A 14,960-nucleotide genomic window follows, 5' to 3' on the forward strand; every position below is an offset into this window, starting at 1 on the left:
CCGGGCGATGACCGGCGGGCGACGGGGAGATGGCCGGAACGTGTCGTGAGCCTGTTTCGCGCTCGGCCGTGTGGGGCATTGGCGTTGCTGCCGGCGGCTGGGACCGCCGGCAGTACCGTCTGACCGGAGGTAGCGCGTGTCCAAGGAGACCGAGAAGCAGCGTTGGCAGCGCAACTTCGCCGACCTGTTGCAGGAGCTGCGGGTCGCCCAGACCGGCGTGCAGATCCTCTTCGCCTTCCTGCTCACCCTGCCGTTCAGCAACGGGTTCACCCGGACCAGCGAGTTCCAGCGGGACGTCTATATCGTCGCGCTGCTCGCCGCGGCCGCCGCCACCGCGATGATCATCTCGCCGGTGGCGTTCCACCGGGCGCTGTTCCGTCAGGGGCGCAAGCCGGAGCTGGTGCGGTTCGCGCACCGGATGGCCACCGGCGGTCTCGCCTTCATGCTGATCGCGATGGTCAGCGCGGTCCTGCTGATCACCGACTTCGTGCTGGACCGGCCGATCGCGTTCCTGCTCAGCGCGCTGGCCGGGCTCTGGTTCCTCCTGTTCTGGGTGATCCTGCCGTTCGCCCGCCGCAACTGGGGGGACGACGACATCGACGACGACGATGACGACCCGGACACGCTCAGCGGCCGCTGACCCCGCCGGAGCAGCGAGCAGACGATCCGCACGCAGCGCTACCCCTGGGTAACAACCGGGGGTAGCGTGACGGTAGTCGCGCACGTCGACGCAGCCGCAACCGAGGTTCGAGGGGGCAGCCGTGACCACGACGCAGAATGGCCGACCGGCACCGGACGGCCCCGACTCCGAAGCCGGCAGCGTCACACCGGGCAGCACCGGGCCGTTGCCGGCGGAGGCGGGGCAGGTCTCCGAGAAGGAGGCCCGGCAGGTCGCCGAGGCCGCCCGGGAGTCCACCTGGGATCGGCCCAGCTTCGGCAAGGAGCTGTTCCTCGGGCGGTTCCGGCTCGACCTGATCGATCCCTGGCCCCGCTCCGACCCGGACGACGTGGCCCGCGCCGAGGAGTTCCTTGGTCGGTTCCGCGCCTTCCTCACCTCCGAGGTGGACGGCGCGGCCATCGAACGGGACGCCTCCATTCCGGACGCCGTGTTCCACGGGCTGGCCGACCTCGGCGCGTTCGGCATGAAGATCGACCGCAAGTACGGCGGCCTCGGGCTGAGCAACCTGCACTACTGCCGGGCGCTGATGCTGGCCGGCTCGGTCAGCCCGGCGATCGGCGCGCTGCTCTCGGCCCACCAGTCGATCGGGGTGCCGCAGCCGCTGAAGATGTTCGGCACCGCCGAGCAGAAGCAGCGCTTCCTGCCCCGGCTCGCCGCGGGCGAGGTCTCCGCGTTCCTGCTCACCGAGCCGGACGTGGGCTCCGACCCGGCCCGGCTCGCCACCACCGCCGAGCCGACCGAGGACGGCACCGGCTACCGACTCAACGGGGTCAAGCTCTGGGCCACCAACGGCATCGTCGCGACCCTGCTGGTGGTGATGGCCCGGGTGCCCGCCGCCGAGGGTCGGCGCGGCGGGATCACCGCGTTCGTGGTGGACGGCGACAGCGCGGGCATCACCGTGGAGCGGCGCAACGAGTTCGTCGGCCTCCGTGGTCTGGAGAACAGCCTGACCCGGTTCCACGACGTGTTCGTGCCGGCGGAGAACGTCATCGGCGGTGAGGGCAAGGGGCTCAAGATCGCCCTGACCACGCTGAACACCGGTCGGCTCTCGCTGCCGGCCATGTGCGTGGGCGCCGGCAAGTGGTCGTTGAACGTGGCCCGGGGGTGGGCCGCCGACCGCGTCCAGTGGGGCCGGCCGGTGGGCGAGCACGAGGCGGTCGCCCAGAAGCTCTCCTTCATCGCCGCCACCACGTACGGCATGGAGACCATGCTCGACCTGTGCTGCCTGCTCGCCGACGACGACCGCAACGACATCCGGATCGAGGCGGCGCTGGTCAAGCTGTACGCCAGCGAGATGGCCTGGAAGATCGCCGACGAGCTGATCCAGATCCGGGGCGGGCGTGGCTACGAGACGGCCGACTCGCTGGCCGCCCGCGGCGAACGCCCGGCCAACGTCGAGCAGGTGCTCCGCGACCTGCGGATCAACCGGATCTTCGAGGGCTCGACCGAGATCATGCATCTGCTGATCGCCCGGGAGGCGGTCGACGCCCACCTCTCGGTGGCCGGCGACATCATCGACCCGGAGGCGGGGCTCGGCCGCAAGGCCCGCGCCGGCGCCCGTGCGGGAGCGTTCTACGCGAGGTGGCTGCCCACCCTCGCGGTCGGCAAGGGCCAGAGCCCATCGGCGTACGCCGAGTTCGGGCCCCTGGCCGCGCACCTGCGCCAGGTGGAACGGTCGTCGCGCAAGCTGGCCCGGTCGACGTTCTACGCGATGTCCCGCTGGCAGGGAAAGCTGGAGCGCAAGCAGGCGTTCCTCGGGCGTGTGGTGGACATCGGCGCGGAGTTGTTCGCGATGTCCGCCGTCTGCGTCCGGGCGTCCGCCGAGCGCGACACGCGGCCGGAGAACGTCGAGCTGGCCGACCTGTTCTGCCGGCAGGCCCTGGTCCGGGTGGACGCGCTGTTCACGGCACTCTGGGACAACACCGACTCCGTCGACACGGCCGCCGCCAAGCGGATCCTCGCCGGCCGCTACGCGGGGCTGGAGGAGGGGGTCGTCACCCCGTCCGACGAGTTGCCCTGGGTGGCCCGCTGGTCGCCCGGCCCGTCCACCGCCGAGGACGTCCGCCGCCGCATCCCGCCGAAGCCGTAACCTCCGACCCCGCGGCCTGACCCCCTGCGGCCCGCCCGCCGGGCCGCCCCTCGCCGCTGTTCGCGCCGGCCGGACTGGTCGCGTTGGCCGCGCTTGCCGTGCCGGCCGCGCTTGCCGTGCTGCGTTTGCGCGTGCCGTGCCGCCGCGGCGTGGCCTGGCTGCCCGGCGCGCTGTCAGCGGGCGACCGCCCAGGCCAGCACCCCCGCCAGGATCAGACCGTTGAGCCCGGCCAGGGCGAGGTACGCCGCGGGTGGGATCTTCCTGCCCCGGCGGACGAGGGAGACCAGGACGGCGGCGTAGCCGAGCAGCAGTACGGCGATGACGATCAGGAAGTAGAACACCCGAAGACCTTAACGGCCGGGATGCCGACGCAGGCTGTGGCACGCGACGGCAGCTGGTGGTCGATCCACACCAGGTCGCCGAGGTGGGGGCATCCGGCGGCCCGGACAGACCCACATCGGCGATCTGGTGTGGATCAAGCCAGGGGCGCACCGCAGGTTCAGCGGCCTCTGCTGCGCAGGCCGAGTTGGCGTAGCTCCAGGGCGGCCAGGGCCTCGACGGTGTCGTCGTCGCCACGTCGCCACGCCTCGGCGACGTCCGGCGCGATCCGGGTCAGCCGGCCCAGCGGCTGGGTGGCCAGCGCGCGTAGCGCGAGCAGATCCCGCCCGGCCGGCCCGGCGGCCAGCTTCGCGGCCGATCCGGCCCGGCGCATCCAGCGCAGCCGCAGCGGCAGCCAACCGAAGAGCACCAGGCCGAGCGGGAAGATCAGCACCGCGACGGTGAGGGCGAGGGCGAGCTGGTCGACCAGGTGCTGCTGGTCGCGGCCGGCGTCGGCGAGACCCCGGGCGGCGTCGGCGGCCCGCTGGAAGGGCGCGGTCAGCTCGTCACCGACCAGCGGCACCCGCCGGACCTTGCCGCCGGCGTCGGCGAGGTTGTCGGCGAGGCCACTGCCGGCGCCCTCCAGCTTCTGCCCGGGTACGGCGAGCTTCTGCACCAGGTCGTGCAGCCAGAGCGCGGCGCGGATCGCGACGTACACCCAGGCGACGACGAGCAGGTCGGTGAGCAACTGGCGGACGGCGGTCGGAAACCGATCGGCGTAGATCTTCACGCCGGACAGCGTGCCACGAACGGTCCCCGCCCGGCACCCGTCGATCGGTGGCCGGGGTGACCCCGGCCCGGGGGCGCCGCAGGCTCCGCTCCCCGCCACCGACGCCCGGCCGGGGGATCGGCGATCAGGCGAGCCGCAGGCCCCCGAACGCGACGGTGTCGCCCACCGGCTGGACCGGGCGGAACCGAAGGTCGGCCACGCTGGTCAGCGGACGCAGGCCGGGCAGGTGCCGAAGATCTCCAGGGTGTGGCTGACGTCGGCGTAGCCGTGTTGTGCGGCGACCCGGTCGGCCCAGCTCTCCACCGCGGGGCCGGCCACCTCGACCGTACGCCCGCAGGCCCGGCAGACCAGGTGGTGGTGGTGCCCCTCGCTGCACCGGCGGTAGAGGTGCTCGCCGCCCGGCGGGCGCATCACGTCGATCTCGCCCGCGTCGGCCAGCCCCTGCAGGGTGCGGTAGACAGTCGTGAGGCCGACCCGCTCACCGCGCTGCCGGAGCATCGCGTGCAGGTCCTGGGCGCTGTGGAAGCCCTCCATCTCGCCCAGCAGCGCGCTCACCGCCGAGCGCTGCCGGGTGTTGCGCACCGCGGCGCCGCTCTCGCTCATGATCCCTCCCCGGCGTGGCTGACCGCGTCCGCCACGATGTGCGCGACGTGCTCGTCGACCAGGCTGTAGGCGATCTCCCGGCCCCGGCGGGAGCCCCGCACCACGCCCGCTCCGCGCAGCACCCGCAGGTGCTGGGACACCAGCGGCTGTGCCGCGCCCAGCTTCTCCACCAGCTCGTGCACGCACCGCTCGCCGCTGGCCAGCTCGCTGACGATGGCCAGCCGGATGGGCGCCGACAGGGCCCGGAGCAACTCGCTGGCTCCGTCGAAACCCTCGTAGCCTGTTGCGCTGGTCATCTTGCAACGGTAACCAATACCACCGACATCCGCCGATCGGGCTCAGTGCAGGACGACCTCGTGCGGTTCCGGCGCCGGTACGGGGGCCTGCGCGGTGCGGCGGCGTACCGCCCGCCAGAGCGCGCCAGCCACGGCCACCACCAGGAACGAGGCGATCGCCAGCAGCACCACCGAGGCGCCGGGCGGGGTGTCGGCGGTGGCCGCCACCCAGACGCCGGAGCCGGCAGCGAAGAACCCGAGCGCCATCGCGGCGGCCATCGTGCTGCGGAAGCCCCGGGTGACCTGCTGGGCGGTGGCCACCGGAACCACCATCAGCGCGCTGATCAGCAGCACTCCGACGGCCCGCATCGCGATGGTCACCGTGACCGCTGTGGTGACCGCGATCAGCAGGTTGAGGGTGCGCACCGGCAGGCCGGACACGCGGGCGTACTCCTCGTCGTGGCTGATCGCGAAGAGCGCCGGCCGCAGCACGATCATGGTGAGCAGGATCGCCGCGCCGAGCACGCCGACGGTGATCAGGTCGGTGGTCGAGGTGGAGAGCAGGGACCCGAACAGGTAGGCGTTGAGGTTGGCGCTGGTCGCGTCCGAGAGGCCGACCAGCAGGACGCCGCCGGCGATGCCGCCGTAGAAGAGCAGCGCCAGGGCCAGGTCGCCGGAGGTCCGCCCGCGCGCGCGGACCACCTCGATGGCGATCGCGCCGACCGTGGCGACGATCACCGCCACCAGCACCGGCGAGCGGTTGAGGAGCAGGCCGGCGCCGACGCCGGTCAACGCCACGTGGCCGATGCCGTCGCCGATCAGCGTCAGTCGGCGCTGCACCAGGTAGATGCCGAGCGCCGGCGCGGCCAGGCCGATCACCAGCGCGCCGATCAGGGCGCGTTGCATGTAGGGGTACTGGAAGAGTTCCATGGTCAGTTGCTCCACAGCCCGGCGGGCTCGTCGGGACCGTGCGGGTGCACGTGGTCGTGGTCGGGCTCCGCGTGGTGGCCGGCCGGGTCCGGAACCGGGCCGTCGTGACAGACGCCGCCCTGGTGGACGACGACCGCCCGGCTGATCACCGGTCGCAGCGGGCCCAGCTCGTGTGCCACCAGCAGCACCGTCCCGCCGTCGGCGACGAAGTCGCGCAGCGCGCCCGCGAACGCCTCCTGGCTGGCCGCGTCCACCCCGGCGGTGGGCTCGTCGAGGATCAGCAGCTCCGGCCGGCCGGCCAGCGCACGGGCGATCAGGGTGCGCTGCTGCTGACCGCCGGAGAGGGTGGACACCGGGTCGGTGGCCCGGTCGGCGAGCCCGACCGCGCGCAGGGCCGCGTCGACGGCGGCCCGGTCGGCCGCGCCGGGCGGGCGCAGGATCCCCCGGCGGGCCAGTCGGCCGGACGCCACCACCTCGCGGACGGTGGCGGGCACGCCTCCGCCGGCGCCGAGGCGCTGCGGGACGTACCCGATGCGCTGCCACTGGCGGAACTGGCGCAACGGCCGGTCGAAGAGGGTGATCGAGCCGGCGGTGAGCGGCACCAGGCCGAGGATCGCGCGGATCAGCGTGGACTTGCCGGAGCCGTTGGCGCCGAGCACCGCGACCACCTCCCCGGCGGTCACGGTGAGCGAGACGTCCCGGAGCACCGGGCGGCCGTCGTAGCCGACCGCGCCGTGCTCGACGGTGATGACGGGGGTGCTCACGAGCAGCTCAACGCCGTCCGCAGGGTCTGCAGGTTGGTACGCATCACCGAAAGGTAGTCCGAGCCGCTGCCCGCGGCGAGTCCTTCGATCGGGTCGAGCACCGCGGTCTTCGCGCCGACCTGACCGGCGATGGTCTCGGCGACCTTCGGGCTGACCAGCGCCTCGAAGAAGATCGTGGTGGCGTGGTGCGCCTTCGCATCCTCGATGACCCGGGCGAGCCGCTGCGGCGAGGGCTCGACGTCCGGGCTCAGCCCGGTGATGCCGACCTGTTCGAGCCGGTAGCGGTCGGCCAGGTAGCCGAACGCGGTGTGGCTGGTCACGATCTCCCGCCGCTGGCAGGTCGCGAGGCCCTGGGTGAACTCGCCGTCGAGGGCTGTCAGGTCGGCGCGCAGCGCCGTGGCCCGGGCGGTGTAGTCGACGGCGTGGTCCGCGTCGACCTCGCCGAGCCGCTGGGCGAGCTGGTCGCCGATGGCGGCGAGCCGGGTCGGGTCGAGCCAGACGTGCGGGTCCTTGGCGTGAGCGTGCTGCTCCTCGCCCTGCTCCTCCGCACCCTCGTGGTTGTGGCCGCCGGCGCTCGCGTCCAACAGCGGCTGCACGCCGGCCACGTCGAACACCCGGGCGTCGTCGTCCTGCGCGACCGTCTCGTCCACCGCGGGCTGGAAGCCCTTCAGGTAGACGATCAGCTCGGCCTCGGTGACCTGGCCGACCTGGCGAGGGCTCAGCTCCAGGTCGTGCGGCTCGGCGCCGGGCTTGGCCAGGTTGGTCACGTGGACCGCGTCACCGCCGACGCGCTCGGCGATGAACTGGAGTGGGTAGAACGCGGCGACCACGTCGACCCGTTGGGGATCGGCGCCGGCCGCGCCGCCGGTGGAGCAGCCGGCGACGGCGCCCAGGGCGAGCAGGGCGGTCGCGGCGGCCAGGACGCGGGACGTGGTGCGGTTGGTCATGTCCCAACTGTCCGTGGTAACGACAATGATTGTCAAAAACGCATGCTTGCATGTCAGAGCAGCTTCGCGAGGCCCACCGTGACCAGCAGGGTCAGCATCAGCAGCCGGATCAGCCGGGTCTGCGGGGCCTGAACCGGCCAGGTGGTCGCCAACAGGGCGATCAGGGCGGCGGCGAGGGCCAGCGTCAGCAGCCCGCCGACCACCCCCGGCGTGAAGAACGCCACCAGCACCACCACCAGGGTGAGCAGGAACACCGACGTCGGGTTCGCCACGGCCAACCGGGCCAGCAGAGGGCGCTGCGTACGCTGCATCCCTCAGACTCTACGAGGAGGAACCCCGTGCTGGTGACGAACCGGTTCGTGGTCGACGTCGATGTCGCCGACGGCTTCACCGAACGGGCGCACGCCGCCCTCACCGCGCTGGCCGCCTGCCGCGGCTACCTGCGTGGCCAGTTGGTCCGAGCCCTGGACGACCCCCGGTACTGGTCACTCGTCACCGAGTGGGAGTCGGTCGGCACCTACCGGCGGGCGCTGGGCGCCTTCGAGGTCAAGGTGACCGCGGTGCCGTTGCTCGCCGAGTCGGTCGACGAGCCGTCCGCGTACGAGGCGCTGGCCAGCGCCGCGCCCGGGGGAGCCGTGGTGGTCGCCGAGAGTGATCGGGCTGCTGGTCCTTACCGCTGAGCCGCCGGGCACTACCCTGCTCCTATGACCGCACCCGCCCCGCCGCCCGGTCCCGGTGTGGCTCCGCCGTTCGCCGCGCCGCCCACCGAGGGCCGCCGGACCCGGCTCTGGATCGGCCTCGGCGTCGGCGCCCTCGCCGTGCTGCTCTGCTGTGGCGGAGGAGGCGCGGCCGTCGTCGGCCTGGCCGTGAGCGGCGTGCAGGCGGTACGCGAGCAGGGCCGCACGGTGACCGGCGACTACTACCAGGCGCTCGTCGAGCGAAACTACGGCCGGGCGTACGACCAGCTCTGCGACGACGCGCAGCGGCGCGAGTCCCGCCCCGAGTTCGAGCGGCGGGCGGCCGCCGAGCCGCAGGTCACCGCGTTCCGGGTGGGTGAGGTGGACACCACCAACCTGACCGTCCCGGTCGACGTGACCCTCGACGGCGGCGACCGGGAGCGACAGCAGGTCAGCCTGGGCCAGGACGGTCAGACCGGCGGCATGGAGGTGTGCGGGGTGAGCTGACCCGCCCCCGGTATTCTGCTGGGCTCGGGACGCCGGTGGTCGTACCGTTGTCCCGAACCGACCCGATCCATCCACATCTCGCCCCCGCCGACCGCCAGCCGGCGTAGGAGGAAACATGCCAGTCGACCGTATCGACGCCGTCGTCAGCCTCGCCAAGCGCCGAGGCTTCGTCTTCCCCTCCAGCGAGATCTACGGAGGCACCCGATCGGCGTGGGACTACGGTCCGCTCGGTGTGGAGCTGAAGGAGAACGTCCGCCGGCAGTGGTGGAAGACCATGGTCCAGCAGCGCGACGACGTCGTCGGCCTCGACTCCGCGGTGATCCTGGCCCGCAAGGTGTGGGAGGCGTCCGGCCACATCGCCGAGTTCGTCGACCCGCTCACCGAGTGCCAGTTCTGCCACAAGCGGTTCCGGGCCGACCACCTGGAGGAGGCGTACGAGGCCAAGCACGGCCACCCGCCGGCCTCGCTCGCGGAGATCAACTGCCCCAACTGCGGCAACAAGGGCACCTTCACCGAGCCGAAGATGTTCAACGGCCTGATGAAGACCTACCTCGGCCCGGTGGAGAGCGACGAAGGGCTGCACTACCTGCGCCCGGAGACCGCGCAGGGCATCTTCGTCAACTACAAGAACGTCGAGACGGTCGCCCGCAAGAAGCCGCCGTTCGGCATCGCGCAGACCGGCAAGTCGTTCCGCAACGAGATCACCCCGGGCAACTTCATCTTCCGGACCCGCGAGTTCGAGCAGATGGAGATGGAGTTCTTCGTCGAGCCGGGCACGGACGAAGAGTGGCACGAGTACTGGCTCCAGGAGCGCTGGAACTGGTATCTCGACCTGGGTCTGTCGGCGGACAACCTGCGCCTCTACGAGCACCCTGCCGAGAAGCTCTCGCACTACTCGAAGCGCACTGTCGACATCGAGTACCGCTTCCAGTTCGGCGGGACCGAGTTCGCCGAGCTGGAGGGTGTCGCCAACCGCACCGACTTCGACCTCTCCACGCACAGCAAGCACTCCGGCGTCGACCTGTCGTACTTCGACCAGACCAAGGGCGAGCGCTGGATGCCGTACGTCATCGAGCCGGCCGCCGGTCTGACCCGCGCGGTGCTCGCCTTCCTGCTGGAGGCGTACGACGAGGACGAGGCGCCGAACACCAAGGGCGGCGTCGACAAGCGCACGGTGATGCGGTTCGACCCGCGGCTGGCCCCGGTCAAGGTGGCGGTGCTGCCGCTGTCGCGTAACGAGGCGCTGTCGCCCAAGGCGAAGGACCTCGCCGCGCTGCTGCGCAAGCGCTGGGTGGTGGAGTTCGACGACTCGCAGGCGATCGGCCGCCGCTACCGCCGGCAGGACGAGATCGGCACCCCGTTCTGCGTGACTGTCGACTTCGACACGCTGGACGACAACGCCGTGACGGTGCGGAACAGGGACACCATGGGCCAGGAGCGCGTTTCGCTGGACCAGGTCGAGCGTTACCTGATCGAGCGCCTCCCCGGCTGCTGAGACGGTGGGCACGGGGCCCCGGCCGACGCGGAAAGCGCCGGTCGGGGCCCCGTACACTTGTGCGGTGACCGCCTCGACCGTTCCCGCGCTGCGCCCGTTGGCCCTCGGGCCGTACCAGGTGTCGCCGCCGGTGGTGCTCGCGCCGATGGCTGGGATCACGAACGTCGGGTTCCGCCGGCTCTGCCGCGAGCAGGGCGGCGGCATCTACGTCTGCGAGATGATCACGACCCGTGCGCTGGTCGAGCGCAACCCGAAGACGCTCCGCATGATCGCGTTCGGCGACGACGAACAGCCGCGCAGCCTCCAGCTCTACGGCACCGACCCGGAGGTCACCGCCGCCGCCGTGCGGATCGTCGTCGAGCGCAACCTGGCCGACCACATCGACCTCAACTTCGGCTGCCCCGTACCCAAGGTCACCCGGCGGGGCGGCGGCGCGGCGCTCCCGTGGCGACGCCGGCTCTTCGCCCGCCTGGTGCGGGCCGCGGTGGACGCCGCCGCACCCTCCGGGGTGCCGGTCACCGTGAAGATGCGCAAGGGCATCGATGACGACCACCTGACGTACGTCGAAGCGGGGCTCGCCGCCCAGGACGCCGGCGTCGCCGCGGTGGCCCTGCACGGGCGGACGGCCGCCCAGCGCTACTCGGGCACCGCCGACTGGGACGCGATCGCCACCTTGAAGCAGGCCCTCGACGTGCCGGTCCTCGGCAACGGCGACATCTGGGAGGCCGACGACGCGCTGCGGATGGTCGCCCACACCGGGGTCGACGGCGTGGTGGTCGGCCGGGGCTGCCTCGGCCGGCCGTGGCTCTTCGCCGACCTGGAGGCCGCCTTCAACGGTCGGCCCGAACGGCGTCTGCCCACCCTCGGCGAGGTGGCGGTGACCATGCGCCGGCACGCCGAGCTGCTCGTCGACCAGTTCGTGGCCGGCGCCCGCAACCCCGCCCGGGGTGAGCGCGACGGCTGCACCGACTTCCGCAAGCACGTCGCCTGGTACCTGAAGGGCTTCCCCGTGGGCGGCGAGCTGCGCCGTTCGCTGGCGATGATCGAGAGCCTGGCCCAGCTCGACGACCTGCTCGGCAAGCTCGACCCGGCGGAGCCGTTTCCGGTGGCCGCACTGGGTCAGCCGCGCGGGCGTACCAACTCGCCGGGCAAGGTCTTTCTCCCGGACGGCTGGCTGGCCAGCCGGGACGACGACACCGTCCCCGAGGGCGCCGAGATGGACGACTCCGGCGGCTGACCCGCAACCGGCTGTGTGCGCCATGGCGCGCGGTAGCCGCGTCGGACCATGCGCCAGAGCCGCCGGTCGTGTGTGCCAACGCCCACGCCGACGCCGATGTGGCTCGGAGCGGCCAAGGGGCCGCCTCACCCGCCTCTCACCCGTCTCCGACCGCACCGCCGCAGCCTGAACGCACAGATCTTGGACAGTTTCCGTTAGCCGATAACGGAAACTGTCCAAGATCTGCTCATGTCTTGGGCAGGTGGGCTGAGGAACCGGGCCATTCGGCGCGGAGGCGCGCTTCGTGCCTGCCTCGCTGCCGGCTGACGGCATGCCGAAAGGGCCGGCCCTGTGGTGGGTCCGGTCCTTGTCGGATTACTCGGTGCTGGGGGGCGGAGGGGCGCTTCGTGCCTACCTCGCGACCGACTGACGGCATGCCGAAAGGGCCGGGCCCCGTGGTGGGGTCCGGCCCTTGTCGGTGGTGGTGCTGGGGTGGGGTCAGCTGGTGGCGTAGCCGCGGGTGGCGATCCAGTCGGCGAGGTGCTCGACGGTGATGTCGTAGGAGGCGGTGTTCGGGTCGGCGGAGTCGGCGATCCGCACAACGTCACCGTTGTCGCGGTAGCCCACGACGCTGATGTAGTGCCCGCCTTCGAACGAGTGGGTGTTGCCGTCGGTGTCGGTGCTGGTGCCGGCGATGTTGGCGACCACGGCGCGGCCGTTGTCGACGGTCTTGACGATGTCGGCGCGTAGCTGGTCGGTCTGCGTGGCGTCGGCGTCGGGCTTGCTGATCTCCACCGAGTGGTAGGCGTCGTTCTTACCGGTTTCCTTGTTGAGGACCGGGGTGATGTCGTTGATGCTGTTGGTGCCGGCCTCGGTGGTGCCCATCTCCTTGGCCATGGCGTCCACGCTGATGTTCTTGCCCTGCACACTCAGGGCGTTGCGGGCGGCGGCGGGGCCGCAGTAGTAGAAGTTGGGCTGGGCTTCGTAGCGCACGCCCAGCTGACGCTCACCCGAGGGCTTGCGGTCGGCCTGGGTCTGCGACGCGGGCTTGTCCTGCGACGCGGCGTAGGCGGTGGTGACGGGGCCGGCGATGGCGCCGCCGGTGAAGGCGAGGCCGGCAGCGGTCAGAGCGGTCTTACGAATCAGATCGGTACGCATGATGGCGTGCTCCTCTGCATCGGGGGAAAACGCAACGACACACAAAAACCGGGGGGATGTGTGCCGAGCGGGAAAGTTCACGGCGGGACCTGGCCCGGCGACCCGGGGGCCTGCACGGGGGTTGTCCCGGAGGGTGGTGCAACGGTCCGGGGCAGCGAGTCATTCCGCATTCCGGACCACGCCGGCCAGTGGTGCTCGGCCGTGCGGGGATGTAACCGCGGCGACCGCACGGGTGTTCCCGACGGGCCGCCACACAGGCCGGCCAATCGTGCTGCTCGGCTGTGCGGGGGTGTAACCGTGGCGGCCGGGCGGGTGTTCCCGGCGGCTGCCGCGCCACCGAAGCCGAGGCTCGCGGCGGCATGCCAGGTATAACGACCCCGCCGGGTCCCCGATTCCGCCACCAGGGTGGCACCGACCACGGGACGCCACCGCCCGGACCGGACAAACCACCCACCGGAAACGGACATCCGCACCACCCGGTGGTGATCAACTCGACTTCGGCGAAGTCGGGGTATCCGGGCGCGCGGGACACCCCGACATCACCGAACCCGAGTGGATCACCTCCAGGCGGCCCCACCGCCACCGGATGATCGTGCTCGATCCTGGAAACAGGGCCCTCACCACGCGGGCGAGGCCACTACATCCGGGATCGAGCACGATCATGCATGCACGGTGTCCGTCGGTGGGGCGGCACGCCGCTGACGGCGACCTCTCGGTGTGCCGCGCCTTCAGGGGGTTGTCGGGTCGTTCTGGGGTGCGCGGTGTTGCCGGGGGACCGTGGGCGTCGCCGGCCAGGGGATCTCGGGGGAGCGGTGGAAGGTGATCCCGGCGGTGGACCAGCGTGGGCCGTGCCCGGCCAGGCGCTCGCGGAATCCGGCCCAGTCGTGCGCGGCCCGGGGTGACCAGCCGAGCTCGGCGATGGCGGGCAACCGGGGAAACAACATGAACTCGATGTCGGCGAGCGAGGTGACCGACTCGGTCCACAGCGGGGCCTCCACGCCCAGGACGGCCGCGGTGGGCACGCCGGCGACGTGCGTGCCCGGATCCCAGTCGTACGCCCGCCGTACGTCGATGAGGCCGGCCCAGTCGTGCCCGATCGGGGTGTCCTCGGCGTACTTCATGTCCAGGTAGGCGTGGTTGCCGGGGGAGAGGATCAGCCGGGCGCCCCGCCGGACCGCGTCGGCCGTGGTGGGATCGTCGGCGTCGGTGCCCCACCACTGCAGGACCCGCCCGTCGAGGTGTGCGGCCGGGGCGAGCTGGTGCCAGCCCACCACGGTTTTGCCGGTGTCGGCGACGATCCGCTGCGCCCTCTCCACGAAATCGGTGTAGACCGCACCCTTGACCTTGAACGCCTCGTCGCCGCCGATGTGCAGCCACGGCCCGGGGGTGAGGGCGGCCACCTCGCCGAGCACGTCGGCGATGAAGTCGTACGTCTGCTCGTCGGCCGGGTCGACGTAGCTGAAGCCGACCTCGGTGCCGGTGTACGGCGGCGGCGCGAGCTTGTCCGGTGCGAGCTGGGGGTAGGCGACGAGCGCCGCGTTGGTGTGGCCGGGCAGGTCGATCTCCGGGACCAGCGTGACGTGCCGGGCGGCCGCGTGGGAGACGATCCGCCGGTAGTCGGCCTTGGTGTAGTGCCCGCCGGGGCCGCCGCCGACCTCGCTCGCCCCGCCGACGGTGGTCAGCTTCGGCCAGGAGTCGACGGCGATGCGCCACCCCTGGTCGTCGGTGAGGTGCAGGTGCAGGTGGTTGAGCTTGTAGCGGGCGAGGTGGTCGATCACCCGTAGGACGTCCTCGACGGCGAAGAAGTGTCGCGCCACGTCGAGCATCGCGCCCCGGTAGGGGAAGCGGGGGCGGTCCAGGATCGTGCCGCCGGGCAGCGACCAGCGCGTGGTCACCGGCGTCGGGTTCTCCACGGCGGCGGGGAGCAGCTGCCGGAGCGTCTGTACGCCGTAGAAGAGACCGGTTGGGGTGTCGGCGACGAGGCGTACCTCGGTGGTGGTCACGTCGAGCCGGTAGCCCTCCGCCCCGAGGTCGGTGGTCGGGCGCTCGACGGCGGGGGCCGGGCTGGCGGGCGTGGCGGCCAGGGTGAGCGTCAGCGGGCCGGTCGGCCCGACCGCACGGGTGTCGGCGACCGGCAGGAGGAACCCGGTTGCCGGTCGGAGCAGCTCGGCGAGGTGGTCCGCCACCGCGCGGGCGCCCGGGTGGGCGCTGACCCGGATGGCCGTGCCCCCGGTGAGCACGAAGGACGCGGTGGGGTCCGGTTCGACCCGTTCCGGTGCCGGTACGACGCTGTCGAGACGTACCGCAGGGGCGAGCAGGTCGTCGCCGGCCGCCCGCGCGGCGAGCACAGCCAGGTCGCCGGCCTCCGGCTGGTGCGCGGGCACTGCGGCCGAGTCGGCGACGGTGGCCGTCGGGGTCGGCTCGGGGGCGGGGGAGGAGAGCGGAAGGGATGACACGACGACGGCTCCGGAGGGGTTATTCGCGTCGGATATGGCAAAAGCGAGTTTCGACA

Annotated in this window: 16 protein-coding genes; 6 read left to right on the top strand and 10 right to left on the bottom strand. The window is 72.1% G+C overall.

All coding sequences use genetic code 11. The annotated features are described in order from the left end of the window. The first annotated feature begins 136 nt into the window (after window positions 1-136). Both ACFYPR_RS28785 and ACFYPR_RS28790 read left to right on the top strand, forming a co-directional pair. Complete coding sequence (locus tag ACFYPR_RS28785; protein WP_354854666.1) at window positions 137-640, top strand: DUF6328 family protein; 504 nt, start codon at window positions 137-139, stop codon at window positions 638-640. 121 nt (window positions 641-761) lie between these two features. Continuing rightward, entirely contained in the window at window positions 762-2,768 is a 2,007-nt protein-coding gene (locus ACFYPR_RS28790; protein ID WP_387263513.1) for an acyl-CoA dehydrogenase family protein, read from the top strand. A 173-nt stretch (window positions 2,769-2,941) separates the two neighbouring features. On the opposite strand, the gene ACFYPR_RS28795 is transcribed toward ACFYPR_RS28790, so the two are convergent. From ACFYPR_RS28795 to ACFYPR_RS28830, 8 genes are all read right to left on the bottom strand, one after another. Further along, entirely contained in the window at window positions 2,942-3,109 is a 168-nt protein-coding gene (locus ACFYPR_RS28795) for a hypothetical protein (RefSeq protein WP_234587259.1), read from the bottom strand. Window positions 3,110-3,267: 158 nt separating this feature from the next. Next, window positions 3,268-3,876, bottom strand: coding sequence for a hypothetical protein (locus tag ACFYPR_RS28800; RefSeq protein ID WP_355067073.1), 609 nt, complete (start codon window positions 3,874-3,876; stop codon window positions 3,268-3,270). 204 nt (window positions 3,877-4,080) lie between these two features. After that, the gene (locus tag ACFYPR_RS28805; protein WP_203150761.1) at window positions 4,081-4,479 is read right to left on the bottom strand and encodes a Fur family transcriptional regulator; all 399 of its coding nucleotides are present in this window, start codon (window positions 4,477-4,479) and stop codon (window positions 4,081-4,083) included. Next, window positions 4,476-4,775, bottom strand: a complete 300-nt coding sequence (locus ACFYPR_RS28810; RefSeq protein WP_354854660.1) for a metalloregulator ArsR/SmtB family transcription factor — start codon at window positions 4,773-4,775, stop codon at window positions 4,476-4,478. The genes ACFYPR_RS28805 and ACFYPR_RS28810 overlap by 4 nt, the downstream gene beginning before the upstream one ends. A 42-nt stretch (window positions 4,776-4,817) precedes the next feature. Then, entirely contained in the window at window positions 4,818-5,684 is an 867-nt protein-coding gene (locus tag ACFYPR_RS28815) for a metal ABC transporter permease (RefSeq protein WP_387263516.1), read from the bottom strand. A gap of 2 nt (window positions 5,685-5,686) precedes the next feature. Then, a complete protein-coding gene (locus ACFYPR_RS28820) occupies window positions 5,687-6,448 on the bottom strand; it encodes a metal ABC transporter ATP-binding protein (RefSeq protein WP_354854657.1) in 762 nt (253 codons plus the stop codon). Continuing rightward, on the bottom strand, window positions 6,445-7,395 hold the full coding sequence (locus tag ACFYPR_RS28825) for a metal ABC transporter substrate-binding protein (protein WP_387263519.1): 951 nt from the start codon (window positions 7,393-7,395) through the stop codon (window positions 6,445-6,447). Before ACFYPR_RS28825 ends, ACFYPR_RS28820 begins: the two co-directional genes overlap by 4 nt. Window positions 7,396-7,448: 53 nt before the next feature. Next, window positions 7,449-7,706, bottom strand: a complete 258-nt coding sequence (locus ACFYPR_RS28830; protein ID WP_355067075.1) for a hypothetical protein — start codon at window positions 7,704-7,706, stop codon at window positions 7,449-7,451. Between the two features lie 27 nt (window positions 7,707-7,733). On the opposite strand from ACFYPR_RS28830, the gene ACFYPR_RS28835 reads away from it, so the two are divergent. From ACFYPR_RS28835 to dusB, 4 genes are all read left to right on the top strand, one after another. Then, window positions 7,734-8,075 carry an antibiotic biosynthesis monooxygenase gene (locus ACFYPR_RS28835; RefSeq protein WP_355067076.1) on the top strand — a complete coding sequence of 114 codons (342 nt, stop codon included), beginning with the start codon at window positions 7,734-7,736 and terminating at the stop codon, window positions 8,073-8,075. Window positions 8,076-8,099: 24 nt separating this feature from the next. Continuing rightward, entirely contained in the window at window positions 8,100-8,579 is a 480-nt protein-coding gene (locus ACFYPR_RS28840; RefSeq protein ID WP_387263522.1) for a hypothetical protein, read from the top strand. 115 nt (window positions 8,580-8,694) lie between these two features. Beyond that, a complete protein-coding gene (locus tag ACFYPR_RS28845) occupies window positions 8,695-10,074 on the top strand; it encodes a glycine--tRNA ligase (protein WP_387263524.1) in 1,380 nt (459 codons plus the stop codon). Between the two features lie 64 nt (window positions 10,075-10,138). Then, window positions 10,139-11,311 carry a tRNA dihydrouridine synthase DusB gene (gene dusB, locus ACFYPR_RS28850; RefSeq protein WP_354854646.1) on the top strand — a complete coding sequence of 391 codons (1,173 nt, stop codon included), beginning with the start codon at window positions 10,139-10,141 and terminating at the stop codon, window positions 11,309-11,311. A 477-nt stretch (window positions 11,312-11,788) separates the two neighbouring features. Here the strand turns inward: dusB and ACFYPR_RS28855 are convergent, their stop codons facing one another. Then, complete coding sequence (locus ACFYPR_RS28855) at window positions 11,789-12,448, bottom strand: C39 family peptidase (protein WP_387263527.1); 660 nt, start codon at window positions 12,446-12,448, stop codon at window positions 11,789-11,791. A 728-nt stretch (window positions 12,449-13,176) separates the two neighbouring features. Beyond that, the gene (locus ACFYPR_RS28860) at window positions 13,177-14,904 is read right to left on the bottom strand and encodes a beta-N-acetylhexosaminidase (RefSeq protein ID WP_387263530.1); all 1,728 of its coding nucleotides are present in this window, start codon (window positions 14,902-14,904) and stop codon (window positions 13,177-13,179) included. Window positions 14,905-14,960: the final 56 nt, after the last annotated feature.

The sequence above is a fragment of the Micromonospora sp. NPDC005254 genome, assembly GCF_042872525.1.
Classification (GTDB): Bacteria; Actinomycetota; Actinomycetes; order Mycobacteriales; family Micromonosporaceae; genus Micromonospora.

Excerpts from the sequence above, each read along its gene's own strand:
- ACFYPR_RS28805 (WP_203150761.1), bottom strand. The coding sequence starts at position 4,479 with ATGAGCGAGAGCGGCGCCGCGGTGCGCAACACCCGGCAGCGCTCGGCG.
- ACFYPR_RS28810 (WP_354854660.1), bottom strand. The coding sequence starts at position 4,775 with ATGACCAGCGCAACAGGCTACGAGGGTTTCGACGGAGCCAGCGAGTTG.
- ACFYPR_RS28815 (WP_387263516.1), bottom strand. The coding sequence starts at position 5,684 with ATGGAACTCTTCCAGTACCCCTACATGCAACGCGCCCTGATCGGCGCG.
- ACFYPR_RS28825 (WP_387263519.1), bottom strand. The coding sequence starts at position 7,395 with ATGACCAACCGCACCACGTCCCGCGTCCTGGCCGCCGCGACCGCCCTG.
- ACFYPR_RS28830 (WP_355067075.1), bottom strand. The coding sequence starts at position 7,706 with ATGCAGCGTACGCAGCGCCCTCTGCTGGCCCGGTTGGCCGTGGCGAAC.
- ACFYPR_RS28840 (WP_387263522.1), top strand. The coding sequence starts at position 8,100 with ATGACCGCACCCGCCCCGCCGCCCGGTCCCGGTGTGGCTCCGCCGTTC.
- ACFYPR_RS28845 (WP_387263524.1), top strand. The coding sequence starts at position 8,695 with ATGCCAGTCGACCGTATCGACGCCGTCGTCAGCCTCGCCAAGCGCCGA.
- ACFYPR_RS28855 (WP_387263527.1), bottom strand. The coding sequence starts at position 12,448 with ATGCGTACCGATCTGATTCGTAAGACCGCTCTGACCGCTGCCGGCCTC.